This is a genomic window from Paraburkholderia sp. BR10937 (assembly GCF_040965695.1).
In the GTDB taxonomy this organism is placed as follows: Bacteria; Pseudomonadota; Gammaproteobacteria; order Burkholderiales; family Burkholderiaceae; genus Paraburkholderia.
Window position 1 is genome coordinate 197,724 of sequence record NZ_JBFRCL010000004.1, and the last position, 23,063, is coordinate 220,786.

The 23,063-nt window shown below is 65.2% G+C and carries 26 protein-coding genes and 1 pseudogene; 23 read left to right on the forward strand and 4 right to left on the reverse strand.

Features of this window, described 5'->3' with window-relative positions:
* Position 1 precedes the first annotated feature (1 nt).
* Positions 2-544, forward strand: coding sequence for a hypothetical protein (locus AB4Y44_RS05510; RefSeq protein ID WP_368698914.1), 543 nt, complete (start codon positions 2-4; stop codon positions 542-544).
* Between the two features lie 54 nt (positions 545-598).
* The gene (locus AB4Y44_RS05515) at positions 599-805 is read left to right on the forward strand and encodes a hypothetical protein (RefSeq protein ID WP_368698915.1); all 207 of its coding nucleotides are present in this window, start codon (positions 599-601) and stop codon (positions 803-805) included.
* A gap of 8 nt (positions 806-813) precedes the next feature.
* Here the strand turns inward: AB4Y44_RS05515 and AB4Y44_RS05520 are convergent, their stop codons facing one another.
* Complete coding sequence (locus AB4Y44_RS05520; protein ID WP_368698916.1) at positions 814-1,824, reverse strand: glycosyltransferase family 2 protein; 1,011 nt, start codon at positions 1,822-1,824, stop codon at positions 814-816.
* Between the two features lie 315 nt (positions 1,825-2,139).
* Here AB4Y44_RS05520 and AB4Y44_RS05525 point away from each other — a divergent pair, with 315 nt between their 5' ends.
* The 10 genes from AB4Y44_RS05525 to AB4Y44_RS05570 all read left to right on the forward strand — a co-directional run bounded on the left by AB4Y44_RS05525 (position 2,140) and on the right by AB4Y44_RS05570 (position 11,829).
* Positions 2,140-3,225: an FUSC family protein gene (locus tag AB4Y44_RS05525; RefSeq protein ID WP_342919734.1), complete on the forward strand. Its 1,086-nt coding sequence runs from the start codon at positions 2,140-2,142 to the stop codon at positions 3,223-3,225.
* 399 nt (positions 3,226-3,624) lie between these two features.
* Positions 3,625-4,908, forward strand: coding sequence for an MFS transporter (locus AB4Y44_RS05530; protein ID WP_368698917.1), 1,284 nt, complete (start codon positions 3,625-3,627; stop codon positions 4,906-4,908).
* Between the two features lie 117 nt (positions 4,909-5,025).
* The gene (locus AB4Y44_RS05535; protein ID WP_342919732.1) at positions 5,026-5,955 is read left to right on the forward strand and encodes a LysR family transcriptional regulator; all 930 of its coding nucleotides are present in this window, start codon (positions 5,026-5,028) and stop codon (positions 5,953-5,955) included.
* Positions 5,956-6,086: 131 nt separating this feature from the next.
* The gene (locus tag AB4Y44_RS05540; protein WP_342919731.1) at positions 6,087-6,581 is read left to right on the forward strand and encodes a hydroxyquinol 1,2-dioxygenase; all 495 of its coding nucleotides are present in this window, start codon (positions 6,087-6,089) and stop codon (positions 6,579-6,581) included.
* A 43-nt stretch (positions 6,582-6,624) separates the two neighbouring features.
* Positions 6,625-7,644, forward strand: a complete 1,020-nt coding sequence (locus AB4Y44_RS05545) for a hydroxyquinol 1,2-dioxygenase (protein WP_342919730.1) — start codon at positions 6,625-6,627, stop codon at positions 7,642-7,644.
* Between the two features lie 53 nt (positions 7,645-7,697).
* On the forward strand, positions 7,698-9,164 hold the full coding sequence (locus tag AB4Y44_RS05550; RefSeq protein ID WP_368698918.1) for an aldehyde dehydrogenase family protein: 1,467 nt from the start codon (positions 7,698-7,700) through the stop codon (positions 9,162-9,164).
* Between the two features lie 7 nt (positions 9,165-9,171).
* Entirely contained in the window at positions 9,172-10,239 is a 1,068-nt protein-coding gene (locus AB4Y44_RS05555) for a maleylacetate reductase (protein WP_368698919.1), read from the forward strand.
* Between the two features lie 55 nt (positions 10,240-10,294).
* Entirely contained in the window at positions 10,295-11,167 is an 873-nt protein-coding gene (locus AB4Y44_RS05560) for an intradiol ring-cleavage dioxygenase (protein WP_368698920.1), read from the forward strand.
* Positions 11,164-11,484, forward strand: a complete 321-nt coding sequence (locus AB4Y44_RS05565; RefSeq protein WP_368698921.1) for a YciI family protein — start codon at positions 11,164-11,166, stop codon at positions 11,482-11,484. The genes AB4Y44_RS05560 and AB4Y44_RS05565 overlap by 4 nt, the downstream gene beginning before the upstream one ends.
* A 3-nt stretch (positions 11,485-11,487) precedes the next feature.
* Positions 11,488-11,829 (forward strand): Rieske (2Fe-2S) protein, encoded by a 342-nt coding sequence (locus tag AB4Y44_RS05570; protein ID WP_368698922.1) that lies wholly within the window; start codon positions 11,488-11,490, stop codon positions 11,827-11,829.
* A gap of 189 nt (positions 11,830-12,018) precedes the next feature.
* Here AB4Y44_RS05570 and AB4Y44_RS05575 read toward each other — a convergent pair whose 3' ends face one another.
* Positions 12,019-12,468, reverse strand: coding sequence for an ester cyclase (locus AB4Y44_RS05575; protein ID WP_368698923.1), 450 nt, complete (start codon positions 12,466-12,468; stop codon positions 12,019-12,021).
* Positions 12,469-12,711: 243 nt separating this feature from the next.
* Between AB4Y44_RS05575 and AB4Y44_RS05580 the strand changes: the two genes are divergently transcribed.
* The 9 genes and pseudogenes from AB4Y44_RS05580 to AB4Y44_RS05620 all read left to right on the forward strand — a co-directional run bounded on the left by AB4Y44_RS05580 (position 12,712) and on the right by AB4Y44_RS05620 (position 19,746).
* Positions 12,712-13,437, forward strand: a complete 726-nt coding sequence (locus AB4Y44_RS05580; protein WP_368698924.1) for a 2OG-Fe(II) oxygenase — start codon at positions 12,712-12,714, stop codon at positions 13,435-13,437.
* Between the two features lie 27 nt (positions 13,438-13,464).
* A complete protein-coding gene (locus AB4Y44_RS05585; RefSeq protein ID WP_368698925.1) occupies positions 13,465-14,016 on the forward strand; it encodes a methylated-DNA--[protein]-cysteine S-methyltransferase in 552 nt (183 codons plus the stop codon).
* 19 nt (positions 14,017-14,035) lie between these two features.
* Positions 14,036-14,782, forward strand: coding sequence for a 2OG-Fe(II) oxygenase (locus tag AB4Y44_RS05590; RefSeq protein ID WP_368698926.1), 747 nt, complete (start codon positions 14,036-14,038; stop codon positions 14,780-14,782).
* 314 nt (positions 14,783-15,096) lie between these two features.
* Positions 15,097-15,540 (forward strand): annotated as a pseudogene (locus AB4Y44_RS05595) (5-oxoproline transporter, DUF979 family subunit); the annotation flags it as partial.
* 10 nt (positions 15,541-15,550) lie between these two features.
* Positions 15,551-16,573 (forward strand): DUF2891 domain-containing protein, encoded by a 1,023-nt coding sequence (locus AB4Y44_RS05600; protein ID WP_342919722.1) that lies wholly within the window; start codon positions 15,551-15,553, stop codon positions 16,571-16,573.
* Between the two features lie 171 nt (positions 16,574-16,744).
* Positions 16,745-17,185 (forward strand): CBS domain-containing protein, encoded by a 441-nt coding sequence (locus AB4Y44_RS05605; RefSeq protein WP_368698927.1) that lies wholly within the window; start codon positions 16,745-16,747, stop codon positions 17,183-17,185.
* Between the two features lie 239 nt (positions 17,186-17,424).
* Complete coding sequence (locus AB4Y44_RS05610; protein WP_342919720.1) at positions 17,425-18,990, forward strand: methyl-accepting chemotaxis protein; 1,566 nt, start codon at positions 17,425-17,427, stop codon at positions 18,988-18,990.
* Positions 18,991-19,057: 67 nt separating this feature from the next.
* A complete protein-coding gene (locus tag AB4Y44_RS05615) occupies positions 19,058-19,456 on the forward strand; it encodes a VOC family protein (protein WP_342919719.1) in 399 nt (132 codons plus the stop codon).
* A gap of 35 nt (positions 19,457-19,491) precedes the next feature.
* Positions 19,492-19,746, forward strand: coding sequence for a hypothetical protein (locus tag AB4Y44_RS05620; protein WP_368698928.1), 255 nt, complete (start codon positions 19,492-19,494; stop codon positions 19,744-19,746).
* A gap of 13 nt (positions 19,747-19,759) precedes the next feature.
* Here the strand turns inward: AB4Y44_RS05620 and AB4Y44_RS05625 are convergent, their stop codons facing one another.
* Positions 19,760-20,836: a LacI family DNA-binding transcriptional regulator gene (locus tag AB4Y44_RS05625; RefSeq protein ID WP_368698929.1), complete on the reverse strand. Its 1,077-nt coding sequence runs from the start codon at positions 20,834-20,836 to the stop codon at positions 19,760-19,762.
* Positions 20,833-21,192: a hypothetical protein gene (locus AB4Y44_RS05630; RefSeq protein ID WP_368698930.1), complete on the reverse strand. Its 360-nt coding sequence runs from the start codon at positions 21,190-21,192 to the stop codon at positions 20,833-20,835. Before AB4Y44_RS05630 ends, AB4Y44_RS05625 begins: the two co-directional genes overlap by 4 nt.
* Between AB4Y44_RS05630 and AB4Y44_RS05635 the strand changes: the two genes are divergently transcribed.
* Together AB4Y44_RS05635 and AB4Y44_RS05640 are read left to right on the forward strand one after the other, a co-directional pair.
* Entirely contained in the window at positions 21,191-22,558 is a 1,368-nt protein-coding gene (locus AB4Y44_RS05635; protein ID WP_368698931.1) for an NAD-dependent succinate-semialdehyde dehydrogenase, read from the forward strand. The genes AB4Y44_RS05630 and AB4Y44_RS05635 overlap by 2 nt on opposite strands.
* 65 nt (positions 22,559-22,623) lie before the next feature.
* Positions 22,624-23,031: a GFA family protein gene (locus AB4Y44_RS05640; RefSeq protein ID WP_368698932.1), complete on the forward strand. Its 408-nt coding sequence runs from the start codon at positions 22,624-22,626 to the stop codon at positions 23,029-23,031.
* Positions 23,032-23,063: the final 32 nt, after the last annotated feature.

The window sequence follows — 23,063 nt, forward strand, 5'->3', positions numbered from 1 at the left end:
CATGTACATGGGAACTGAGATTGCCGGCTCAACGCACGTCGAGGCGAGTGTCTCGGCGCGGCTCGACCGGCTGCCGCCCACGCGGTACTTCCGCGGGCTCGTCGCGCGCATCGCGGTGGGCGGATGGTTCGAGTTCTACGAAATGTTCATGCCGGCCTATATCTCGCTGGGCCTCATCCACAGCGGCCTGTACCGCGCCACCACGGCCGGGCTCTTCGATGTGAACGGCTTCGCCAGCTTTCTGGGCTCGTTCTTCGCGGGCATGTTCGTCGGCACGGCGGCGCTGGGCGGCATCACCGACCGCATCGGCCGGCGCATCGTGTTCACGTTCGCCATGCTGACGTACTCTGTGGCGAGCATCATCGCCGCCTTCCAGCATTCGCCGCTCGGCATGGACGCCTTGCGCTTCGTGGCGGGCGTGGGCATCGGCATGCAACTCATCAGTCGTCGCCTCGGACCTGCGCACGAGCACGGTGAACGCCGCGCTCGCCAACGCCATGTGCGCACACTCCGACGAGACCGACGACTTCGAACTTTTTCGTGATGGAAACAGCGATCAAGACGTATTCGGTGGGCTATCCGATTCAATCGCCGCTCGATGCCTTGCTCACGCTGCGGGCAATATCAGCTCACGCCGGACAAGGTGCGCACGGTGGTGGTGAGGGTGCCGCCGGACGCCATCGGCATTGTCGGCGAGAGCGCGATGCCCGACGTCAATTGCGCCCATATGGTGGCGCTGGCGCTCGTGAAGGGCGCGGTGTCGTTCGCGAACATGGCCGATCTGCGGCCGCAGTTCACGGCGTGATGCGTTCGCTACGGCATGCGCGTTCGGGACGTATCCACGACCTGCTCGTCCTTCAGGCCCAACAGGGCGACGGACTCCGTGCCGGGCCGCCGCGTGGCTTTCCAGATCATGAGCAGATGGTAGTAGAGTCGCGGGCTGAAGCCGAACCGGTACGCGTAGAGATTGCCGAGCGCGAGCTGGAGCCCGGCGCGCGCCTCGCGATTGCGCGCGAGCAGCGAGACCACGATCGGTACGAGCCGGCGCATGGCAAGCTTGCGAGCCGGTTCGAGTTCGCGCGGCAACGTGAGGCTGTTGAGAAAACGCCACGCCGAGATCGATGACGCATTGATGCTCGTGCGCGTCGCCTGGGATACCGAAACGTCCGTGATGCGATAGCACGAGACGTATTCGTTCACATAGCACACGCGCTTTGCGGCGAGGCACAGGCGCGTGCCGAAAACGTAATCGCAGCAGGTGCCGTAGTGGTCGTCGTAGCCGATGCGCTTGACGAGCGCCGCATTGGCGAGCCAGCCGTTGTTGGGGAACATCTGCACGATGCCCACGCGGCCCGGCGGGTGTTGCAGTCCCGCGGCGCTGGCCGTACGGTGATATGCGATGTTCATGCGTTCGCTGGCCGCGTGCATGATACGCCCGTCATGATCGGTTTCGTATTGATCGCCGAACGCGACTTCCAGATCCGGATAACGCTCCCACTGCGCGAGCAGCTTCTCGATGCAGTGCACGAGCAGATAGTCGTCGTCGTGGATCAGGAGGATCTTGTCTCCACTCGCGCGCTCGAAGAGGCTGGCCACGTTGGGCGCCTGGCCGAGCGCGGGCACGTTGCGCCGGTAGGCGATGCGCGGGTCGTTGCCGTAACGCGAGGCGACCAGCTGCTGCGTGCGATCGTCGCTCGAGTCGTCGCCGATCACGATCTCGATGTTCCCATGCGTTTGCATGAGACATGAGTCGATGCAGCGAACCAGCAGTTCAGGCCGGTTGTACGTCGGCAGGCAAATGGAGACCTTCGTTGTTGTCGTCATGGGCAGACCCCAGTGCTTGAGGGATGCGGAGACGTTCGCAAAGGCGGGTTCGTAATGCGAACTTCATCCGTTGGACATGACGGTAAAGGAACAAAACGCGAAAGAAATTGAAAATAATTCGCAAGGAATGCGCCTTGCGCACGAAGCCCCAAGCGGCGGGCATCCGCACAAAGTGCCGAGGATTGGTCTTACGAATCGGAAAGAAAATCCGGGCCGCAAAATAATCGGGAAGTCGTCGAGCAGGGTCTGAGTGCCGGAACAGTCATGGCATTCGCGTTAACATTGGCGCTCCGCCTGAAACGACCGACGGCATCCATGGCCACCATCTCCTACGCCCACAAACCGCTCACGCCGTTTCGCCGTGCGCTCGCACGCTTTTCCCTCTCCGAACTCGCGAAATACACGAAGCTCACGCTCGGCATGTGGATCGGCTTCGGCGTTCCGTACGCGTGCGGGTACCCCGAGGCGGCGGTTGCGCTCTCCGGCTCGGCCATGCTCACGCTCGCGCTCGGCAGTTCCATCTCGGCGGCGCGCGGTTACTTCCACAAGCGCGTGATGTCGAACCTCGTGGCGATGCCGATCGGCACGCTGCTGATCTGGCTGACCGCGCCGCATCTGTGGCTGGGCGTGATCCTGCTGCCGCTCGTGATCTTCACGATCGTACGGATCCGGCCTTCGGTGTTCCAGATGACGAGCATCACCGTGCCGATGACGCTCGTGCTCTACACGGGCGAGCACATCCCGCTGCTGGAGCAGCGGCTGATCGGCGTGGTGCTCGGCATGCTGCTCGGTTTCATCATCCAGCAGATTGCCTTTCCGCCCGATCACGGCTTCTGGGCGAATACGCTCGTGAACGACGGCAACGCGCAGGCCGAAGCCTTGCTCACCGAGGTCGCCACGAAAACGCTGGACCGCGCGAAACTGAAATCGGCGACGGCCGCGCTGCGGGTGTCGAGCAGCAATCTGAAGCAGGCGCACGATCTCCTCAAGTCGGACCTCGAGCAGTCGTGGGTGTCGGCGCATCTGAAGCGCAATCGCGATCGCCTGCCGCTGTTCGCGTGCTACCACGAGCTGTTCGATTCGATCGTCGGCTTCCTCGAAACGCTCGACACGTTCAACGCGCAATACGAGGCGCTCGATGCGCAATGGAAAGAGGCATACCGGCGCGGCCTCGCGCGCCTCGTGGACGTGCACCGGCAACTGGCGTCACAGGCCGACCTGCGGGTGGAACGCCCAGCTCTGCTCGTGGCCCCGCTGACTCGCAAGGAGTTGCATGCGCTCGTCGAAGCGCTGCCCGCCACGGGCGTGTTCACGAGCGTCTATCTCGGGCATTTGACCGGTTACGGCATCCTGCTGAGCCGTTTGAGCGACATGCATACCGAGCACTTGCGCAAAGCGTGAGCGCCGCGCTCATTCCTCGCGGACCTTCCCCGCCATCCGCGCGGCGGCGGCCTGCAGATTCCTCAGGCTCGTGCAACTGATGCATTGAATGCCTACCGCCCGCCGCGCCGGCGAGCGTCTACCCGTAATTGTCCTGGGGTGGGCGTGCCGCGGCGCAGCGCGTGGCGCGCCCCGCTCGCAGCGTCCCGGCTGCCGTGCCCGCCGGCCTTGCGCGCCCGATTGTTCGCGATCCGCGAATGACGTATTCGGGCGTTATCCGGTACTGATTACGCCGCGCCTGCGACTATCTTTGCGTCGTCGATGTCGACGGCGTCCCGCGCAGTGGCGCACGTCGCGTCGCACACCCGTTTTCGACCATGAACGAGTGGCGCGGCATCCGGCCGGCCCAAGGAGACAGAGATGAAACCGAACACATGGGACTCGGCCTACGAATGGAAGGCCGTGACGCTGCTGGCGCTGGGCTTCGGCCTCGTGGGCCTCGACCGCTGGCTGATCGCGCCGCTGTTCCCGTCCATCATGAAAGACCTCAACCTCGATGCGCAGGATGTCGGCAATTGCATCGGCATACTCGGCCTTTCGTGGGGCGTGTTCGCGGCGGTCATGGGCGGCATGTCCGACAAGGTGGGCCGGCGCAAGGTGCTGATTCCGGCGATCATCGCGTTCTCACTGCTCTCGGGCTTTTCGGGCCTCGCAGGCGGCTTTGCGAGCCTGCTGGCCATGCGCGCGCTGATGGGCGTGGCCGAAGGCTCGTTCTGCCCGACCAGCTTCGCTGCCACGGCCGACGCCTCGCACCCGAAGCGCCGCGGCTTCAATCTCGGGCTTCAGCAAAGCGGCTTCGCGCTGTTCGGGCTCGCGCTTTCGCCGATCATCGCCACGCAGTTGCTGGGCGTGATGAGCTGGCGCGGGGTGTTCGCACTCGTCTCGGTGCCGGGCCTGATTCTCGGCTTGCTGATGTACCGCGTGATCCGGGAGCCGCAAGGTGCGCCTGCGCGCAACGCAGGCGTGTCCGAGGCAAACGCCGAACGCGGCCACTGGCGCGACGTGCTCCGCAGCCGCAACATTCCCGTGGCGATGGTCGCGCTGTTCTGCGCCATGACGGGCGTGTTCGTGCTCGGTGCCATGCTGCCGCTCTACCTCACGCAGTACCTGTCGCTCGATACGCAGCGCATGGGCGTCGTGGCCTCGGCAATCGGTTTTGGCGGTTTCGTCGGACAGTTCGGCTTGCCCGGGCTTTCGGATCTGCTGGGCCGGCGCCTGGCGAGCGTCATCGGCTTCGTGGGCACCGCTGTCATGCTGATCGTGTTCCGCGGTCTCGGCGCGCAGCCGTTCGCGCTCTTCGCGGTCCTGTTCGCGGCGTCGTTCTTCACGCTGGGCCTCGTTTCGCTGCTCTCGGGACCGGTTGCCACCGAAGCCGCGCCGGCCGGCATGGTCTCGACTTCGATCGGGCTCGTGGTGGGCGCGGGCGAAATCTTCGGCGGCGGCGTGGCGCCCGCGCTCGCCGGCTTCGTGGCTGCACATTTCGGTATCCAGAACATTTTGTGGCTGCCGATCGGCGTTGTCTTCCTCGGCGTGCTGGTGAGCCTCTTCCTCAAGGAAACCGCGCCCGCGAAGCTGCGGCGCAGCGAGGCCGCCGCCCCCATTGCGCCCGCCGCGCCCTTGCCTGCAGCGGGGCAGGCCGAGTAACGTGCGCGCGCCGTCCGTGGCGTCCTCTGCGGCTGCGCCGCCCGTGCAGGAGCGGCGCGAGCGACGGGAGGCGGGCCCTATACTTGAAGGGCCCGAACCCGAGAAAAAGAGAGGAGCATGGACCGATTCCTGAGCATCGAAGCCTTTGTGCGCGTGGCGGAAACGAGCAGTTTCGCGGAGGCCGCCCGGCAACTCGGCGTGACCAGTTCGGTCGTGACGAACCGCATCCAGCAACTGGAGAAGTTCGTCAACGCCCCGCTCTTTCATCGCAGCACGCGGCACGTGCGCCTCTCCGAAGTCGGCGAAGCGTTTTATCGTGAGTGCGCGGAGGTGGTGGGGCGCGTGAACGAGCTGACCGACCAGATGCGCGAGCTGCGCGCCACGCCCACGGGCAGGCTGCGCATCCAGATCCTGCCGGGCTTCGCGCTGGGCCATTTCGGCGCGCCGCTCGCCGAGTTCAATCGCCGCTATCCCGGCATCCAGCTCGATGTGATCGTCAACGACCGCGTGGTCGATCCGATCGAAGAAGGCTTCGACGTCGCGTTCCAGATCTTCCCGCCGATATCCGATTCGCTGATCGAGCGGCGACTCTTTTCGGTGCGGCGGCTCTTTTGCGCCACGCCCGCTTATGTAGAGGAGCATGGCGCGCCGCAGCATCCGCGCGAATTGCTGCAGCACACCACGGCGCTCTATTCGGGCTACCCCTCGCGCAACCGCTGGACGATGACCCGCGGCGACGAAGTCGTGGAGATGGAGTTGCCCGGCATGATCCGCTCGAACTCGGTGCATTTGCTGCGCGATTACGCGCTCACGGGCGGCGGCGTGGTGTGCCTGCCTACGCTCGTGGCTAGCGAGGCGCTGCTCAACGGCTCGCTCGTGCCGATTCTCACCGAGTACCACCTTTCGGCGTTGAGCTTTGCCGCCGTGTATCCCTCCACGCAGCGCCAGGCCCTGAAAGTGAAGGCGCTGGTGGAGTTTCTGGCCGAGTATCTGGGCCCCGAGCCCGCGTGGGACGTGCCGCTGATCGAGCGCGGCTGGGTGCGCTAGCGCTTGCGACGATTGACTGCCGCGATTATTTGCGAAACGCGAATGCCGTAGTCGCCTGGCCGCCGGTTGTTACCGCCGCGCAGCGCTCCTAAAGTTGATTCCAACGACACCTTCCAAAACAGGAGACAGCCATGCCCGATTCGTCATTCCACACCGTCTTCGGCTCGCTCGAGCAGTACCGCAAGGGCGAGATCGAAATCACGAGCGGCGACGCCCGCCACTATGTTTTCTCCAACGTCTTCGAAGTCGCCGCAAGTTCGGCGCCCTACGAGAAAGTCGTAGTCGGCAAGAACCTCGACTACGTGATCGAGGTGCTGCGCACGGAAGGACAGTCGCGCTGGTTCGCCTGCGCCCACGATGAGTTCGTGATCCTGATGGACGGCGAAGTGCGCATCGACTTCATCAAGCTCGATACGCCGCCCAAGAGCGGTACGGGCACGGTCGACGCGGGCGAGCAGCCTGCGGGCCGCAAGATGGGCCACGTGGTGCTGTGCCGCGGGCATCAGGCGCTGCTGCCTGCGGGCTGCGCGTATCGCTTCAGCGCGCAGAAGCCTGGCGTGGCGCTCGTGCAGACCATGGCCGGTGAACTGTCCGTGCAGAAGTGGGCAGATATCTGCCTGCACTGACACAACACGCGCTAACCGATCACTCGACCACCGGAGACACCAAATGGCCACCCTCGAAACCCAAGACCAATCCGCAGGCTTTGCCGCCGACACCGTACGCGCGAGCGAGCCCGACGCGGTGACCGGCTATCGCCGCTACACGCTCGGCGCCTTCGAATTCACCCGTGACGAATACTTCGTGAAAGTGCTGTGGCCCGCGAAGGGGCAGACGCGCACGCACGCCATCCCCGCCGACGCCTTCCTGCGCGCCATGATGCGCGACGTGGCCTGGGGCTTCTTCTACGGCTGGGTGAATTTCGATCACGTGTTCGGCACGCGCAACCACTACGGCAAGGTGGACGTGTATGCGGGCTCGTTCAACGGCATCATGAAGGACGCTGGCGTGGACTATATCGAGACCTTCGAAACGCCCACCATCATGGCGACCTTCAAGGCGATCCTGCACGACTGGACCAACGAAGGCTTCGACCCGTTCGCCGCGCCCGAGGAAACTGGCACCGCATTCGGCCGCAAGCATGGCGAGAACGACGCCGCGATCGAGCGGACGCGCATCGCCACGCGCCGCATGCCGGGCCTCGAAGGCGACTCGCCGCTGCGCGACGACCTCCCGGTGAACCGCGCCTTCGCCGACGTGCCTCAGGACAACCCCGAAGTGCACGCCGAGCCTGGCTTCGAAGGCGAGCTGCACGCGTTCAACCTCTTCAAGTACCTCTCGCGCTCGGACGTGACATGGAACCCCTCGGTCACTTCGGTGTGCGGCCAGAGCCTGTTCTGCCCGACCACGGAGGAGTACATCCTGCCGGTCTTCCACGGCAACGACCGCGTGGAGTGGTTCCTGCAGCTCTCCGACGAGATCATCTGGGACATCGGCGACAAGAACACCGGCGCGCCGCGCGCACGCATCACCATGCGCGCGGGCGACATTTGCGCCATGCCCGCCGATATCCGCCATCAGGGCTATTCGACCAAGCGTTCGATGCTGCTCGTGTGGGAGAACGCGACCGCCGGCTTGCCCACGCGCTACGAGAGTGGCGAACTCAAGCCGTATCCGGTCGAGTTCTGAGCGAGTTCCCAGCAGCTACGCAGCACGCCTAAGCATCAACCGAGGATTTACTCATGCAAACGCAATTGTTTATCGACGGCCGCTTCGTTGACGCCGTCGAGGGCGGCACCATCGACGTGCTCAATCCGCACGACGGCTCGCTGATCACGAAGATCGCCGCCGCCACCGCCGCCGACATCGATCTGGCCGTGGCCGCCGCTACGCGCGCCTTCCCGCAATGGTCGGCGATGCCGGCTGCCGAACGCGGCCGCCTGCTGCTGCGTCTGGCCGACGCCATCGAAGCGAACGGCGAAGAACTCGCGCAACTGGAATCGCTCGACACGGGGCACCCGATCCGCGATTCGCGCGCGCTGGACGTGCCGCGCACGGCGGCGTGCTTCCGCTACTTCGGCGGCATGGCCGACAAGCTGCAAGGCTCGGTCATTCCGGTCGAAACGGGCTTTCTCAACTACGTGCAGCGCGCGCCCATTGGCGTGGTGGGCCAGATCGTGCCGTGGAATTTCCCGCTCATGTTCACGAGCTGGAAGATGGGCCCAGCGCTCGCGGCCGGCAACACGGTGGTGCTGAAGCCCTCGGAAATCACGCCGCTTTCCACGCTGCGCATCGTCGAGTTGATGGCGGAAGTGGGCTTTCCCGCGGGCGTCGTCAACATCGTGCCGGGCTATGGGCATACGGCCGGGCAGCGGCTCGCGGAGCACGAGGGCGTGGGCAAAATCGCCTTCACCGGGTCGACGGCTACGGGGCGGCGCATCGTGGAGGCCTCGCAGGGCAATCTGAAGCGCGTGCAGCTCGAACTGGGCGGCAAGGGTGCCAATATCGTGTTCGACGACGCCAATCTCGACGCCGCCATCAACGGCGCGGCCTGGGCGATCTTCCACAACCAGGGGCAGGCCTGCATTGCGGGCTCGCGTCTGGTGCTGCACGAGCGCATCGCCGACGAATTTCTCGAACGCTTCGTGGCGCTCGGCGCTTCGATTCGTGTCGGCAATCCTTTGGACGCCGAAACAGAAATGGGCCCGCTCACTTCGCTGCAGCATCTGGAGCGCGTGAAGGCCTTCGTGGACGTGGCGCGCGAGCAGGGCGGGCGCGTCCTAACGGGCGGCAGCGCGCCGCAGGACCCCGCGCTCGCCAACGGCTACTACGTGCGCCCCACGGTGATCGAGGCGAAGACGCCGGATGATCGTATCGCGCAGGAAGAGGTGTTCGGCCCGTTCGTGACCGTGCTGCGCTTCAAGTCCGACGAAGAAGCGCTCGCCATTGCGAACGGCACCGACTACGGTCTCGGCAGCGGCCTGTGGACGCGCGACCTCTCGCGCGCGCACAGCATCGCGGGCAAGATTCACGCGGGCATGTGCTGGGTGAACTGCTACAAGCGCGTGAATCCGGGCAGCCCGTTCGGCGGCGTCGGTCAATCGGGCTACGGGCGCGAAATGGGCTTCGAGGCGATGCACGACTACACGGAGGCCCGCTCGGTGTGGGTCAACGTGGATGCCCAGGTGCCGCCCCACTTCAAGCGTTGAGGTACGTATGGATCGCTTCGTTTATCAGGGCTTGCCGTCGCGCGTCGTGTTCGGCTGGGGCAACCTCGCGCGGTTGCCCGAAGAAGTGGACCGGCTGGGCGCACGCCGCGCGTTGATCCTCTCGACGCCCGAGCAGCGGCCTCTCGCTGAAGAAGTCGCGCGCCTGCTCGGCGAGCGCGCCGCGGGCGTCCATGCCGAAGCGGTCATGCACGTGCCCGTGGAGGTCGCGCGGGCCGCGCGCGAAAAGGCGGCGGCACTGGACGCGCAGTGCTGCGTGGCCGTGGGCGGCGGCTCGACCATCGGCCTTGGCAAGGCCATCGCGCTCGAATCGGCGCTGCCGATCGTCGCCGTGCCCACGACCTACGCGGGCTCGGAGATGACGCCCATCTACGGGCTCACCGAAGGGCGCCTGAAAAAGACCGGGCGCGACCTGCGCGTGCTGCCGCGCACTGTGATCTACGACCCGTCGCTCACCGTCTCGCTGCCCGCCGGCATCTCGGCGGCTTCGGGCGTGAACGCCATGGCGCACGCGGTGGAGGCGCTCTATGCCGAGGATGCGAACCCGGTGATCAGCCTGATGGCCGAGGAATCGATTCGCGCGCTGGGCGAAGCGCTGCCGGGCGTCGTGCGTCGCCCGGACGACGCGGCAATGCGCAGTCGCGCGCTCTATGGCGCGTGGCTCGCGGGCACTTCCCTGAGCGCCGTGAGCATGGCGCTGCATCACAAGCTCTGCCACACGCTCGGCGGCACCTTCAACCTGCCGCACGCGCAAACGCATGCTGTCATGCTGCCGCATACGGCGCATTACAACCACGCGACCGCAACACACGCGCTCGAGCGCGTGGCGCGTGCGCTCGGCGGTGCGCATGCGGATGAGGCCGGGCCGCGGCTGTACGCGTTGAACGCGTCGCTAGGCATTCCCATGTCGCTCGCGGAGATCGGCATGCCCGAAGCGGGCCTCGACGAAGCGGCCGATCTCGCGTGCACGAATGCCTATCCCAATCCGCGGCCGCTGGAGCGCGCGGCGATCCGCGAACTGCTGCAACGCGCGTGGGAAGGCGTGGCGCCGCGCTAGCCGGGCTGCGCCACGCCACGTGCGTGGCGCACAAAACAACGGAAAGGAGACAAGCATGTCGATGCATGGCACCGAAGCAGAGCGCGCCTTGGCGGAACAGGTCGTGGGCCGGTTCGCGAACACACCCGACGCGCGCCTGCGCACGCTGATGCAAAGCCTCGTGCGGCATCTGCACGCCTACGTGCGCGAAGTCGAGCCGACGGAAGCGGAGTGGTTCGCCGCGATCCGCTTCCTGACCGAGACGGGCCAGATGTGCGACGACGTCGTGCGCCAGGAATTCATCCTGCTTTCCGACACGCTGGGCGTGTCGATGCTCGTCGATGCGATCAATCACCGCTACGCGACAGGCGCGACCGATACGACCGTGTTCGGCCCGTTCTACATCGAAGGCATGCCCGAACGTACCTATGGCGAGAACATGGCGTTCACGCCGGGTACGCCGGCCCTCGTGCATGGCCGCGTGCTGACGACCGACGGCCAGCCCGTGGCGAACGCGCTGCTCGAGGTGTGGCAGACGGCGGACAACGGCATGTATTCGGGGCAGGACACCGAACAGCCGCACGGCAACCTGCGCGGCCGCTATCGCACCGACGCCGAAGGCCGCTACGCAATCCGCACCATCGTGCCCGTGTGCTATCCCATTCCGACCGACGGCCCAGTGGGCCGCATGCTCAACGCCACGGGGCGGCATCCGTGGCGGCCCGCCCACCTGCACTTCATGATCACGGCGCCGGGCCACAGCGCGCTCGTCACGCACCTGTTCAACCAGAACGATCCGTATCTGGATTCGGACGCGGTGTTCGGCGTGAAGCCCTCGCTGCTCGTCGACTATCGCGAGCACGCGGCGGGCGGGGCGGCCGCGCAGCAGTTCGGCTTCGAGGGCGGCTTTCGCGAGGCGCGCTACGACTTCGTGCTGGAGCGCGCATGAGACCGCACACACGCTACTACGCCGTATTCGCCACCGACAAGCCCGGCATGCGCGAAGTCCGCGAGCGCGAGCGCGCCGTGCATCGCACCTATCTGCGCTCGGCCTCGCAGCGCGGGGTGTTCGTGCGGCTGGGCGGCTCGACGCTCGCGCCGCATTGCGACGCGCTCAACGGCACGCTGCTCGTGATCGAGGCGGAAGGCTACGACGACGTGATGCGCTTCGTGCGCGACGATCCCTATACGCTGGCGGGCTTGTTCGAGCACGTCGAGATCCGTCCGTGGGACTGGAACCTTGGCAATCCTGAGCAAAGGGTGTGAATCATGCCGACCGTGAGCCTGTGTTGCCTCGACGATGTGCCCGACGGCGGCGCGCGCGTGATCGACGCCGCGCTGGCGGGGCGGCCGGTCGTCGTCGTGCGGCGGGGCGGCGAAGTATGGGCGTACGCGAACCGCTGCCCGCACTTCTCGGTGCCGCTCGACTACGAGGCCGGCCATGTGCCGACGTATCGCGCACAGGTGATCATGTGCGCGCATCACAGCGCGTTGTTTCGCTTCGAAGACGGGCAGTGCATCGTAGGCCCGTGCGCCGGCGCCAAGCTCGATGCGATTCCGGTGTGGCTCGACGCGCAGTCCAACGTCGTGGCGCATTGCGGCGGCGCCTGACCGCTTTCCACGCACGGGCCATCGATGCTCGCGCTGAGTCAGGCGTCGGATTGCGCATGACGCAGGAACAGCGCGAGCAGTTCAGGCCGTAGCCCGTCGCGTTGGGCGGCGAGCGCGTGAAGCGGGAGGAGCGGGGCGAGCGGTGACATGATTCGACTCCCTATGTGAGACGTTCCGTTCGTGGCGCAGTCAGCCCCGCTTGATGAGCCCGAGCTGCGTGAGCGCCGTTACGCCGTCGTCGAGCCCGCTCTCCTCGACGATCTTGCCGTCTTTCAGGCGCAATACCGTCGTGCCGGTGAAGTGCATCTTGCGGCCGCTCGATGCTGGCAACGACCCCGCGAGAAAGTCCCCGAACGCCGGGCCCGAATGCGTGCCGCCGCCTTCCCACTGGCCCACCACGTACTCGCCTTCGGCGATCAAGTCGGCCGCGCCCCAGAAGTTCAGATTCGGGAACGCCGCGCGAAAGCCGGTCATGAACGCCTTGATGTCCTCGCGGCCGCGGCGCGGCTCGTGCAGCGAATACTTGAGCAGCATGTCCGGCGCGGCTAGCTCATCGACGACGCTGAGGTCGCAGGTTTCGCCCCAGAAACGCGTGAACCAGCGGCCAACAATCGCCTTGTTGTCCTCTTCCATCGACATGTTCGACTCCTTGCTGATCTCGATTCACGGCGAAGCAGGATTGCTCCGCCTGAAATGAACGATATCGACCGGAAAACCGCGCAGATACCCGTTTCTTGCCGTGACATTCGCGTGGTATTCACGCCGTGGCGCGCGCCGAATTAGAGCGCAACATCCGGATCGGAACGCGCGGCGCGCCCACGTATCGTTGGTCTGTGGGCGAGATCGGCGAGAATGCCGCTTGCGAGAGGAGGGAAAGACGCGATGAAAACCGGAGCCATGCGGGCACAGAAGCCGGAATCCGCAACCTATGACTGGATCGAGATCGAGCAATCGCTCGACGCACGCGGCTACGCCGTGCTGCCCCGCGTGCTCAGGCCCGAGCAATGCGCGCAACTCGCCGCCCTGTACGCGAGGAACGATGGCTTTCGCTCGCGCATCGTCATGGCGCGCCATAATTTCGGGCGCGGGGAATACAAGTACTTCGCGTATCCGCTGCCGTCGCTGCTTCAGCGCTTGCGGCATGCGCTCTATCCGTACCTCGCGCCGATCGCGAACCGTTGGAACGGGCAACTGGGGATCGACACGCAATACCCGGCCGACCTCGACGCCTTTCTCGATCAATGCCACCGCGCAGGGCAAACACGTCCGACACCGCTGATCCTCGAATACGGCCCGGGCGACTACAACTGCCTGCACCAGGACCTCTACGGCGAGCATGTGTTTCCGCTGCAGGTGGCGATGCTGCTGTCACGGCCCGGCGTCGACTTCGAGGGCGGCGAGTTCGTGATGACGCAGAGCGCGTCGAACGGCCAGTGTGCCGAAGTGATTCCGCTGGAGCAAGGCGACGCCGTGCTGTTCACCGTCAACCAGCGGCCGGCTGCGAACCGGCGCGGCGGCACGCGCAGGGTCGCCATGCGGCACGGCGTGAGCGTGGTGCGCAGTGGCAAGCGCCATACCGTCGGCCTGATTTTTCACGATTCACGTTAGTGCGCGTACGACGCGAAGGAACGCATCATGCAACTGTTTCTCAGCCATATCGAGTCGCCGCTCGGCGACCTCATGCTGGTGAGCGATGCGCAGCAGCGGCTGCACGCGCTCGAATTCGCCGATCACCACTCGCGCCTGCATCGTAGTTTGCGCGAACGCCACGGCAGTGCCGAATGGATCGACGCCGCCGCGCCGGCTTCGATCGCCGACGCCATGACGCGTTATTTCTCGGGCGAATTGACCGCGCTCGATTCTCTGCCGGTCGTCATGGCCGGTTCGGACCCGGAAGAAAAGGTCTGGGCCGCGTTGCGCCAGATTCCGGCTGGCAGCACCACCAGCTACGGCAAGCTCGCGAAAGCGTTGGGATTCGAAGACCCGCGCGCGGCGATCGACATCGGCGCGGCGAACGGCGCCAATCCCATCGCGATCGTCGTGCCGTGCCACCGCGTGATCGCCAGCAACGGCGAGTTGAAGGGCTACGCGTGGGGCTTGCATCGCAAGCGCTGGCTGCTCGAACACGAGAAGGCGATTCCCGCTATACGCGACGTTCCGCAGACGGCAACGCTCCCGGGTTTTTGAAACGAATATGTCCTTGCCTATGACTTCATCTGCCGACACATTCGACAAGCTCGATTGGAGCGCAATCGCCGCGCAACTGGGCAGCGAAGGCTATGCGGTACTGCCTCGGCTAGCCGGTGCGGACGAAGCCCGCAGGCTCGCGCGCGAAGCCGGGACATCGACTGCATTGCGCCGTGTGTCGCTCGACTCGCTCGATCTCGGCCGTGGCGATCTGCTGCATTTCGGAACGCCTCTCCCGCAGCCGTGGGCGCAATGGCGTGTGGACCTCTATCGCCAGTTGGCGCCCATTGCCAATCGATGGAACGAGATGCTTGGCATGCCTTATCGATTCCCCGCGACGCTGGATGAATTTCTGGAGCGCAACCGGCGAGCGGGGCAAACCCGGACGCAATCGCATCTGAACCAGTTGGGCACCGACGACTATCTGGCGCTGCATCAACGCAGTGACGGCAAGCATGTATTTCCGCTGCAAGTGGTCGCCTTGCTCTCGGCGCCGGGGAAAGACTTCACGGGCGGCGAACTGGTGCTGACCGAGCAGCGTCCGCGCATGCAGTCGCGCCCGACGGTCGTTCCGCTCGGGTTGGGCGACGCGGCGATCATTGCCACGGCCCAGCGGCCGTTCAAGGGCAGCAGCGGTTACTACCGCGTGAACCTCCGGCATGCCATCAGCCGGGTGCGCAGCGGCGAGCGCATTGGCGTCGAGTTGTCGTTCCATGACGCGCCGCAAGCGGCGAACGATCAACGCGCATTCGATCTCGACATCTGAATCCAGCCGCGCAGGCATTCCAGTCCGTCCCGCCGGATGCAACTAACTGTCCAGCCCGCCTACCCCGGCCCACGCCGCGCCACAGCGCGGCGGCACCAACTCGTCTTCATGGATGCGCATTGCCCAGGGACTTCCCTTATAAAGACTTTATCGACTATTTATCGATAAATTCTCGTGATAGATTTCCGGGCTGTATTGGGCGCAACGGGGAAGCGCGCCCGCGCGCGCCGCGTCCACGAGATCGGCGGAAAGACATAAGGCGGAGGAGAGGTGCTGGTTTTGATAGGGGTGCCGATTGTGTTGATCGGTTTCGCATTGCGCCTGAACGCGTTGCTCGCGGGCTCGGCGCGCTGTTCGCGGCGGCGGGCGTCGGCCACGTGGTGTCCGAGCTCGTCACGAACTGGATTCCCCAGAATTCGGCGTTCGCGGTCTTGGCCGCCTACACTTTCGGCATGGCCGTCTTTACGATGATCATGGGCAACGCGTTCGCCGCCTTTCCGGTGATGACCGCCGGCATCGGCCTGCCGCTGATCGTGCATCACTTCCGCGGCAACCCGGCGATTCTTGGCGCGATCGGCATGCTCTCCGGCTTCTGCGGCACGCTCATGACGCCCATGGCCGCGAACTTCAACATCGTCCCCGCGGCGCTGCTCGAATTGAGCGACAAGAACGGCGTGATCAAGGCGCAATGGCCGACCGCCGTGCTGCTGCTCGTCGTCAACACGCTGCTGATGTACGCCTTCGTTTTCCGGTTCTGATGAGCTCACGATGACCACACACCTCACCGCCGCCCATGCCTCGAAGTTCGCCTCGCTCGCGCTTGCCCACCTCACGCGCGAGTACCCGAACAAGCTGACTCACTCGCTCGAAGGCCCGCAGGACGTGCAGGGCCCGCGCGCGCTGCACCCGGCCTTTTACGGCAGCTACGACTGGCATTCGTGCGTGCACGGCTACTGGCTCGTGCTGCATCTGCTGGAGCGCTTTCCCGACCTGCCCGAAGGGCCGCAGATCGTCGCCGTGGTCGATGAACACTTCACACCGGAGAAGATGGCCGGCGAAATGGCCTACCTCACGCTCGCGCACAACCGCGGTTTCGAGCGCCCTTATGGCTGGGCATGGCTGCTCGCGCTCGCGGCGCAGGTCGAGGCGCTGCTCGAGTCGATGAAGCTGCCGCAGGCCGCGCGCTGGCAGGCGGCGCTGGCGCCGCTGACCGAGTGGTTCGTCGAGCGCTTCGAGGATTTCCTGCCGAAGGCGACCTATCCGTTGCGAGTGGGCACTCACTTCAACACGGCGTTCGCGCTCACACTCGCGTACGACTTCGCGAAAGCCACGTCGCGTCCGGCGCTGGCGACGCTGATCGAAGACACCGCCACGCGCTGGCACGCGAACGACGTGGGCTGCCAGGCATGGGAGCCGGGCGGCGACGAATTCCTGTCTCCCGCGCTAAGCGTGGCCTTGCTGATGAGCCGCGTCCTGCGCGCACAGGATTTCGAGCCGTGGTTCACGCGCTTCTTGCCCAACCTCGCGGTGCAAGAGCCGGTGACGCTCTTCACGCCGGCCACCGTGACCGACCGCAGCGACGGCAAGATCGCCCACCTCGACGGGCTCAACCTGAGCCGCGCGTGGTGTCAGCGCTCACTTGCACGCGCACTGCCCGCCGGCGACGCCCGCGTGGCCGTCCTCAACGATGCCGCGCAGTTGCATCTGGCCAGTGCGCTCGACCATGTGGCCGGGGACTATATGGGCGAGCACTGGCTCGCTACCTTCGCGACGCTCGCGCTCGAAGCATGACAAAAGCGTGCAGCAGATGGTGCGCGCCGTGTGTGCGCTTCCCACACCGTTATCCAGACTGAAGATTTACGCGCGGGTGGTCGATATCACGGGCTGAAGCCCCGAGACGCCGCCGGAATCCGTTGCGCACAGGCCGGTTCGGGACGTCGAACCCATTCAGGTCTGGAAGGTATGCAAGTAGAGAACTTCATGACGAGCCGTGTCGTCACCGTCGGTTTCGACGACACGCTCGCGACGGTGCGCGAGATTTTCGCGGAAGCGAGCTTTCACCATCTGCTCGTGGTCGAAGACGGCAAGCTGCAAGGCGTCGTTTCCGATCGCGACCTGCTGCGCGCGATCAGCCCGTTCATCGACAGCGTGGTCGAATCCGCGCGCGACCTCGGCACGCTCAACAAGCGCGTGCACCAGATCATGAGCCGCAAGCCGCTCACGCTGCGACCCGAGTCGAGCCTCTCCGACGCCGTGGCCCTCTTTCTCTCCAACAAGATTTCGTGCATCCCCATCGTGGATGCCGAATTTCGCCCCGTGGGCATCGTGAGCTGGCGCGACGTGCTGCGCTATCTCGTGCCGATGGACGAGGGCGAAGCGGGCGCACACGAAGCCAGCGCGTGATGCGGATTGACTCACATGCATCCCACATATTAGTCTGTATTACGAAGCGTTGCTAACGGTCGTGCTTCTTTGCTGTAAACCATAAAGTTCGCACGCTCTCCTGCCGTTGTTATGTACTGGGCGCTTAATCAGCCTGAACGCAAGGGCTGCACTGGGTAGGCGCACCGGAACATTCGATGAAAAACGACTGGGACACGCGCGGCCTCCAGAGCCGCGCGCCCCACGGAGAGAGACCAGGAATGCTTCACAAGCTGTCGATACGCGCGAGCCTGACCCTGATGATCGCCTTCTTTGGCGTCGTCCTGATCGTCGGTGCCGCCACAGGACTCCTGTCGATGCGAGCGGGCAACGAGTCGCTGCGCACCATGTACACCGTCAATACGCCGGCCGTCGCCGACCTCGAAGGCAGCGCCGGCCAACTGCTGCGTCTGCGCCTCGCGCTCGCCACCAACGCATCGCTTTCCGACCTCGGCGACCACGATGCCGCGGACGCAGTGCTCAAGCGCTTCGATCAGTATCTGAAGAACTCGAACGAGCGTCTGGACCACTATCTGTCGATCGCGAGCGGAGAAGGCGAGGCGCAGGATCTCATCGCCGACATGCAGGCCAAGCGCAACAGCTTCCTGCACGATGGCCTCGAGCCGGCGCTGGCGGCACTCAAGGCCGGTGACAAGACCGCGTTCCAGGAACTGCAGGGCCACAAGCTGCCGTCGCTCTACAGCAACTACGAAAAGGCGATGCTCGTGCTCGAGAAGCGCCAGATCGACCTCGGCGCGCAGCGCTACCAGGAGGCGCAGGACCGCTTCAATGCGGTGAGCGTCGCGGTGGGCGTGGGCATGGTGCTCTCGCTGCTGTCCGCGTGGATCGGCCGCGCGGCGCTCATGCGCGCGATCGTGCATCCCGTGGACGCGGCCATCGCGCAGTTCCAGCGCATCGCCGCCGGCGACCTGAGCGGCACGGTGCAGACGACGAGCAACAACGAAATGGGCCGCCTGCAGGCCGCGCTGCGGCAGATGCAGGATGCACTCATCAAGACGGTCAGCAGCGTGCGTGAAGGCGCGCTGTCGATCGACAAGGGCGTGAGCGAGATCGCCGCGGGCAATACGGATCTTTCGCAGCGCACCGAGGAGCAGGCCGCCTCGCTCGAGGAAACGGCGGCGAGCATCGAAGAGCTGACCTCCACGGTCAAGCAGACCGCCGAAAACGCACGCCAGGCGAGCACGCTCGCCGAGGGCGCTTCCGGTCTCGCCGCGCAGGGCGGCGCGCTCTCGCGCGAAGTGGTCGGCACGATGCAGGACATCGTGGGCGACTCGCGGCGCGTGGGCGAGATCGTCGGCGTGATCGAGGCCATTGCGTTCCAGACCAACATTCTCGCGCTCAACGCGGCCGTGGAAGCGGCGCGTGCAGGCGAGGAAGGACGCGGCTTCGCGGTGGTGGCGAGCGAAGTGCGTTCGCTGGCGCAGCGCAGCGCCGCGGCGGCCAAGGAGATCAAGGAACTGATCGAGTCGTCGACCTCGCGCGTGGAAACCGGCGCGGGCCTCGTCGAGCGCTCGGGCTCGACGATGAGCGAAATTGTCGAAGCGATCGCGCGCGTGAGTGCGATCATGAACGAGATCGCATCGGCGGCGGCGGAGCAGAGCACGGGCATCGATCAGGTCAACGTCGCCGTGGGACAGATGGACCTCGTGACCCAGCAGAACGCGGCACTCGTCGAGCAGGCAACGGCCGCGGCATCGTCGCTCGAAAACGAAGCGCACCGGCTCAACGCCGCGGTGTCGGTGTTCCGCACCGGTCACGCGGGGTAAGGCAAACGCTGCATGGTGTGATGCGCCGGTTATAGTCGTGCATTCACGACTGCGGACTTCCATCACCATGCAACTTCTCGATCACGTTTCGATCGGCGTTCCCGATCTCGACGCAGCGCGTCCCTTCTACGATGCGATCATGAATGCGCTGGGTGCGCTGAAGGTCTACGACCGCCCCAACGCGCTCGGCTACGGCGAGCGTTGCGACGCGGCCGAAACGCAGTCTTCGTATCTTTCCGTCTATCTGGATGCCAGCGCCATCGAGCCGAACAAGCGGCACTGGTGCTTCAAGGCCGCGACGCGCTCGCAGGTCGATGCGTTCCATGCAGCCGGTCTCGCGGCGGGCGGCCGGTCGGATGGCGACCCGGGCTTGCGGCCGCACTATCACGCCGACTATTACGCCGCCTTTCTCATCGATCCGGCCGGCAACCGGGTCGAGGCCGTGTGCCATACTGCACCGGCCTGACGCTGCGCATCGGGTCAGGCGCGGGAGAAGGGGAAATGGCAGGCACTGGCAAATACTGGTTTCGAGCCAAACGCTATGGCTGGGGGTGGGGACTTCCGCTCACCTGGCAGGGTTGGGTGGTGCTCGTGGTGTACGTCTTGTCGATTGTTTTGAGCGCGGTATTTTTTGAGCCGCACGGGCATCCGTATGCGTTTGCGGGGCTCGCGATCCTCGCCACTGTCGCGCTTTCGCTGGTCTGCTGGCTCAAGGGCGAGCCGCCTCGCTGGCGCTGGGGCAAGGACCGCGAGTGAGCGGTCGCGCCGCTTATGCGCGCGCGACGCCCGAGCGTTTCGACGCCATCTTTTTGCCTTCCGCCGGATAGTGCCCCTCGCCGCGATGCGGCCCATCTGACGCACGGACGATCAGCTCCGGCGTCCACACCTCCTGGAGCGCGCGCGGCGACTTGCCCGCGAGCCGTTCGAGCAGCATCTCTGCCATCCGCTTGCCGGCGCGGTACGTCTCGGCCGTGAAGGTGGTCAGCGCGGGCTGCACATAGCGTCCGATGGGATGATTGTCGCCGCCAATGACGCCCACATCGCGGCCCGGCACCCGGCCGGTTTCCGCGATGCCGCGCAATGCGCCGAGGGCGGTCAGGTCGTGTCCGCACACGATCGCCGTCGGCGGGTCGGGCAGGTCGAGCAGCCGCCGCGCCGCCTCGGCGCCGCCTTCTTCCGAGATCGCCGTCTCGACGCAGAGCGCCTTGTCGAAACGGATTCCCGCGGCACGTAGCGCATCGGTATAGCCAAGGCGTTCGAGATGGCTGAACGTCAGGTATTCGGGAGCGTGCACGAGCCCGATGCGGCGATGGCCCAGTGCGATGAAGCGCGCACACCCCGAGCGCCCGACCACGCGATGATCGATGTCGACATAGGGGAAGTCGCTGGACGTGTCGCTCCGGCCGAAGGCGACGAAGGGAATGTCGCGTTCGAGCAGATACGCAATGCGTTCGTCCTGCCGCCGCGTGCGCCCGAACAGCAGGCCGCCCACGCGTTGCCGCTCGATGAGGCGCTTGAAGACGTCGAGTTCGCCCTCCACGCTGCGCGGCGAAGCCACGATGACCTGATAGCCGCTGTCGTCCATGGTCTCGTTCACGCCCATCAGCATGTCGAGAAAGAACGGATGAGCGAACGACGTTTGCGGCGGCGACACGACGAAGGCTATGGTGTCCGCCGCTTGTTTGCGCAGGCGCCGGGCGGCGGGATCCGGAGAAAAGCCGTAGCGCTGCGCGGCTTCCAGCACGCGCTGGCGCGTTGCCGGGCTGACGTCGTCCCGGTCGTTCAGCGCCTTCGAAACGGTACTGACCGAAAGCTCGAGCGCTGCCGCTAGTTCCTGAATGTTCATTCCTGCTCCTCTGACCTCTCCAGACGCCGCTCGAGGCATCTTCGAAAGCGTTTTCGGCATTGTACGCCGCGTGGACGAAAGTGAGGCATGTCGGGGAGATTTCTGCAGAAAACGATTTCGGCCCCAGCCCGACGCGGCTCCCGGCGGGCCTTCCGGCTCGATGACGCTTTATTTCGATCGAAATCGATTTCTGGGAATTTTCCCGGCTCCTTGATATTTTCGGACCGCGCTGCTATCTTGGTTGCGAAATCGTTTTCGAGAGCGCGCTGCCCGACCACCGGAACGAGCAGCGCGCCATCCGCAAGGCGGCTTTGAATAGCCGACTGTTCCAACGGTCCAATGGAGTCAAAGATCATGAGCTTTAGCACCGTGAATCCCGCTACGGGAGAATTCGTCAAGGAGTTTCCGCTGCAATCCGACGCGCAGGTGTTCGCTGCTCTGGCGACGGCAGACACGCGCTATCGCGAAGACTGGAAACACCGCAGCGTGGCCGAACGCGCCCAGATCCTCGCGCGGGCCGCGCGCATCCTGCGCGAAAAGCGCGACGAATACGCGCGCTATCCCACGCTGGAAATGGGCAAGATCGTGAGCCAGAGTTATGGCGAGATCGAACTCGTTGCCGATATTCTGGATTACTACGCAAACAACGGAGAGCAGTTCCTGGCGCCCCAGCCGCTGCCCGGCGAGCCTGGCGCGACGCTGGTTGCCGAACCCATCGGCGTGATCCTCGCCATCGAGCCCTGGAATTTTCCGTACTATCAGCTCGCGCGCGTCGCCGCGACCCAGCTTGTTGCCGGCAATGTGGTCATGATGAAGCATGCCGAAAACGTGCCGCAATGCGCGCTCGCATTTGCGCGCCTGTTCGAGGAGGCTGGCGCGCCGGAAGGCGTCTATACCAATCTCTTTTGCAGCATCGACCAGGTGGTGAAGCTCGTCGACGACTTCCGCGTGCGCGGCGTCGCCCTCACGGGCAGCGAGCGCGCCGGGACTGCCGTGGCCGAACGCGCGGGCCGCAATCTCAAGAAGGTGATCCTCGAACTGGGCGGCAGCGACCCTGCCATCATTCTCGAAGACGCGCCGCTCGACTTTGCCGTCGAGCAGTGCGTGATGGGCCGCACCTTCAACTCGGGGCAGGGCTGCGTCAACGTCAAGCGCGTGATCGTGGTCGGCAAGGAGCGCGGCGAGCAGATGCTGGCGGCGTTGACAGCGCGTTTTGCCGCGCTGAAGGTGGGCGATCCGCATGACGAAACCACGGCGCTCGGGCCGGTCGTCAGCGAGCGTGCGCTCGAAGGCCTGCTCAAGCAGATTGCCGACGCGAAGGCCGCCGGCGCGCGTATCGTCCATGGCGGCAGGCGCGTCGAGCGTCCCGGCTTCTATCTCGAGCCGACGATCGTCGCGGACATTGCCGCGGACAATCCGCTCTATCAGCAGGAGGCCTTCGGCCCGGTGCTGTCCTTCTACGTCGTGAACAGCGAGGAGGAAGCGCTCGAACTGGCGAACGCCACGCGCTTCGGGTTGGGCTCGTTCGTATTCGGCGCCGATATCGAGCACGCGAAGCGGGTTGCGTCGCGTCTCGAAGCCGGCATGGTGTACATCAATTCCTGCTTCGCCGATTCTCCGGGCCTGCCTTTTGGCGGCGTGAAGAATTCGGGTTTCGGCCGTGAGCTGTCCGAGCTGGGCATCGGCGAATTCATCAACCGCAAGCTCGTGCGCGTGGCCTGAGGTTAGCAGTACGGCGGGCCGCGATGGGCGGCCCAGCCGATCGTCAATAGTATGGATAACGAATCATGATGGAACGAAAAGGTGGCTCCCTGTGCGGGGCCGTGCGTTACGTGTTGAAGGCCGAACCCGTGGCTTGTGCAATATGCCATTGCAGGCATTGCCAGAAGCAGGGCGGGAGCCTGTTCTCCTTCAATCTCTTCATCAAGGAAGCCGACTACGAACAGCAGGGCGAAACGAAGGCCTTTCTGGACACGGGCGATAGTGGGCAGCCTTCGTATCGTCACTTCTGTGCAAATTGCGGCTCGCCAGTCATGACCCAGGTCTCCGGCATGCCCGGCGTCGTGCTCGTGAAGGCCGGCACGCTCGATAGCCTGGAAGGCTTGCCGTCTCCGCAAAGCGAGATCTATACGGATCGTGCAGTGCAATGGCTCGAACCCTTTGCAGGGGCCGCGCGCTTTCCACGCAGTCCATAACGCCCCGCGCCGTTTGCCGGCGGCACGAGATG

Excerpts from the sequence above, each read along its gene's own strand:
- AB4Y44_RS05510 (WP_368698914.1), top strand. The coding sequence starts at position 2 with ATGTACATGGGAACTGAGATTGCCGGCTCAACGCACGTCGAGGCGAGT.
- AB4Y44_RS05515 (WP_368698915.1), top strand. The coding sequence starts at position 599 with ATGCCTTGCTCACGCTGCGGGCAATATCAGCTCACGCCGGACAAGGTG.
- AB4Y44_RS05520 (WP_368698916.1), bottom strand. The coding sequence starts at position 1,824 with ATGACGACAACAACGAAGGTCTCCATTTGCCTGCCGACGTACAACCGG.
- AB4Y44_RS05525 (WP_342919734.1), top strand. The coding sequence starts at position 2,140 with ATGGCCACCATCTCCTACGCCCACAAACCGCTCACGCCGTTTCGCCGT.
- AB4Y44_RS05530 (WP_368698917.1), top strand. The coding sequence starts at position 3,625 with ATGAAACCGAACACATGGGACTCGGCCTACGAATGGAAGGCCGTGACG.
- AB4Y44_RS05535 (WP_342919732.1), top strand. The coding sequence starts at position 5,026 with ATGGACCGATTCCTGAGCATCGAAGCCTTTGTGCGCGTGGCGGAAACG.
- AB4Y44_RS05540 (WP_342919731.1), top strand. The coding sequence starts at position 6,087 with ATGCCCGATTCGTCATTCCACACCGTCTTCGGCTCGCTCGAGCAGTAC.
- AB4Y44_RS05545 (WP_342919730.1), top strand. The coding sequence starts at position 6,625 with ATGGCCACCCTCGAAACCCAAGACCAATCCGCAGGCTTTGCCGCCGAC.
- AB4Y44_RS05550 (WP_368698918.1), top strand. The coding sequence starts at position 7,698 with ATGCAAACGCAATTGTTTATCGACGGCCGCTTCGTTGACGCCGTCGAG.
- AB4Y44_RS05555 (WP_368698919.1), top strand. The coding sequence starts at position 9,172 with ATGGATCGCTTCGTTTATCAGGGCTTGCCGTCGCGCGTCGTGTTCGGC.
- AB4Y44_RS05560 (WP_368698920.1), top strand. The coding sequence starts at position 10,295 with ATGTCGATGCATGGCACCGAAGCAGAGCGCGCCTTGGCGGAACAGGTC.
- AB4Y44_RS05565 (WP_368698921.1), top strand. The coding sequence starts at position 11,164 with ATGAGACCGCACACACGCTACTACGCCGTATTCGCCACCGACAAGCCC.
- AB4Y44_RS05570 (WP_368698922.1), top strand. The coding sequence starts at position 11,488 with ATGCCGACCGTGAGCCTGTGTTGCCTCGACGATGTGCCCGACGGCGGC.
- AB4Y44_RS05575 (WP_368698923.1), bottom strand. The coding sequence starts at position 12,468 with ATGTCGATGGAAGAGGACAACAAGGCGATTGTTGGCCGCTGGTTCACG.
- AB4Y44_RS05580 (WP_368698924.1), top strand. The coding sequence starts at position 12,712 with ATGAAAACCGGAGCCATGCGGGCACAGAAGCCGGAATCCGCAACCTAT.
- AB4Y44_RS05585 (WP_368698925.1), top strand. The coding sequence starts at position 13,465 with ATGCAACTGTTTCTCAGCCATATCGAGTCGCCGCTCGGCGACCTCATG.
- AB4Y44_RS05590 (WP_368698926.1), top strand. The coding sequence starts at position 14,036 with ATGACTTCATCTGCCGACACATTCGACAAGCTCGATTGGAGCGCAATC.
- AB4Y44_RS05600 (WP_342919722.1), top strand. The coding sequence starts at position 15,551 with ATGACCACACACCTCACCGCCGCCCATGCCTCGAAGTTCGCCTCGCTC.
- AB4Y44_RS05605 (WP_368698927.1), top strand. The coding sequence starts at position 16,745 with ATGCAAGTAGAGAACTTCATGACGAGCCGTGTCGTCACCGTCGGTTTC.
- AB4Y44_RS05610 (WP_342919720.1), top strand. The coding sequence starts at position 17,425 with ATGCTTCACAAGCTGTCGATACGCGCGAGCCTGACCCTGATGATCGCC.
- AB4Y44_RS05615 (WP_342919719.1), top strand. The coding sequence starts at position 19,058 with ATGCAACTTCTCGATCACGTTTCGATCGGCGTTCCCGATCTCGACGCA.
- AB4Y44_RS05620 (WP_368698928.1), top strand. The coding sequence starts at position 19,492 with ATGGCAGGCACTGGCAAATACTGGTTTCGAGCCAAACGCTATGGCTGG.
- AB4Y44_RS05625 (WP_368698929.1), bottom strand. The coding sequence starts at position 20,836 with ATGAACATTCAGGAACTAGCGGCAGCGCTCGAGCTTTCGGTCAGTACC.
- AB4Y44_RS05635 (WP_368698931.1), top strand. The coding sequence starts at position 21,191 with ATGAGCTTTAGCACCGTGAATCCCGCTACGGGAGAATTCGTCAAGGAG.
- AB4Y44_RS05630 (WP_368698930.1), bottom strand. The coding sequence starts at position 21,192 with ATGATCTTTGACTCCATTGGACCGTTGGAACAGTCGGCTATTCAAAGC.
- AB4Y44_RS05640 (WP_368698932.1), top strand. The coding sequence starts at position 22,624 with ATGATGGAACGAAAAGGTGGCTCCCTGTGCGGGGCCGTGCGTTACGTG.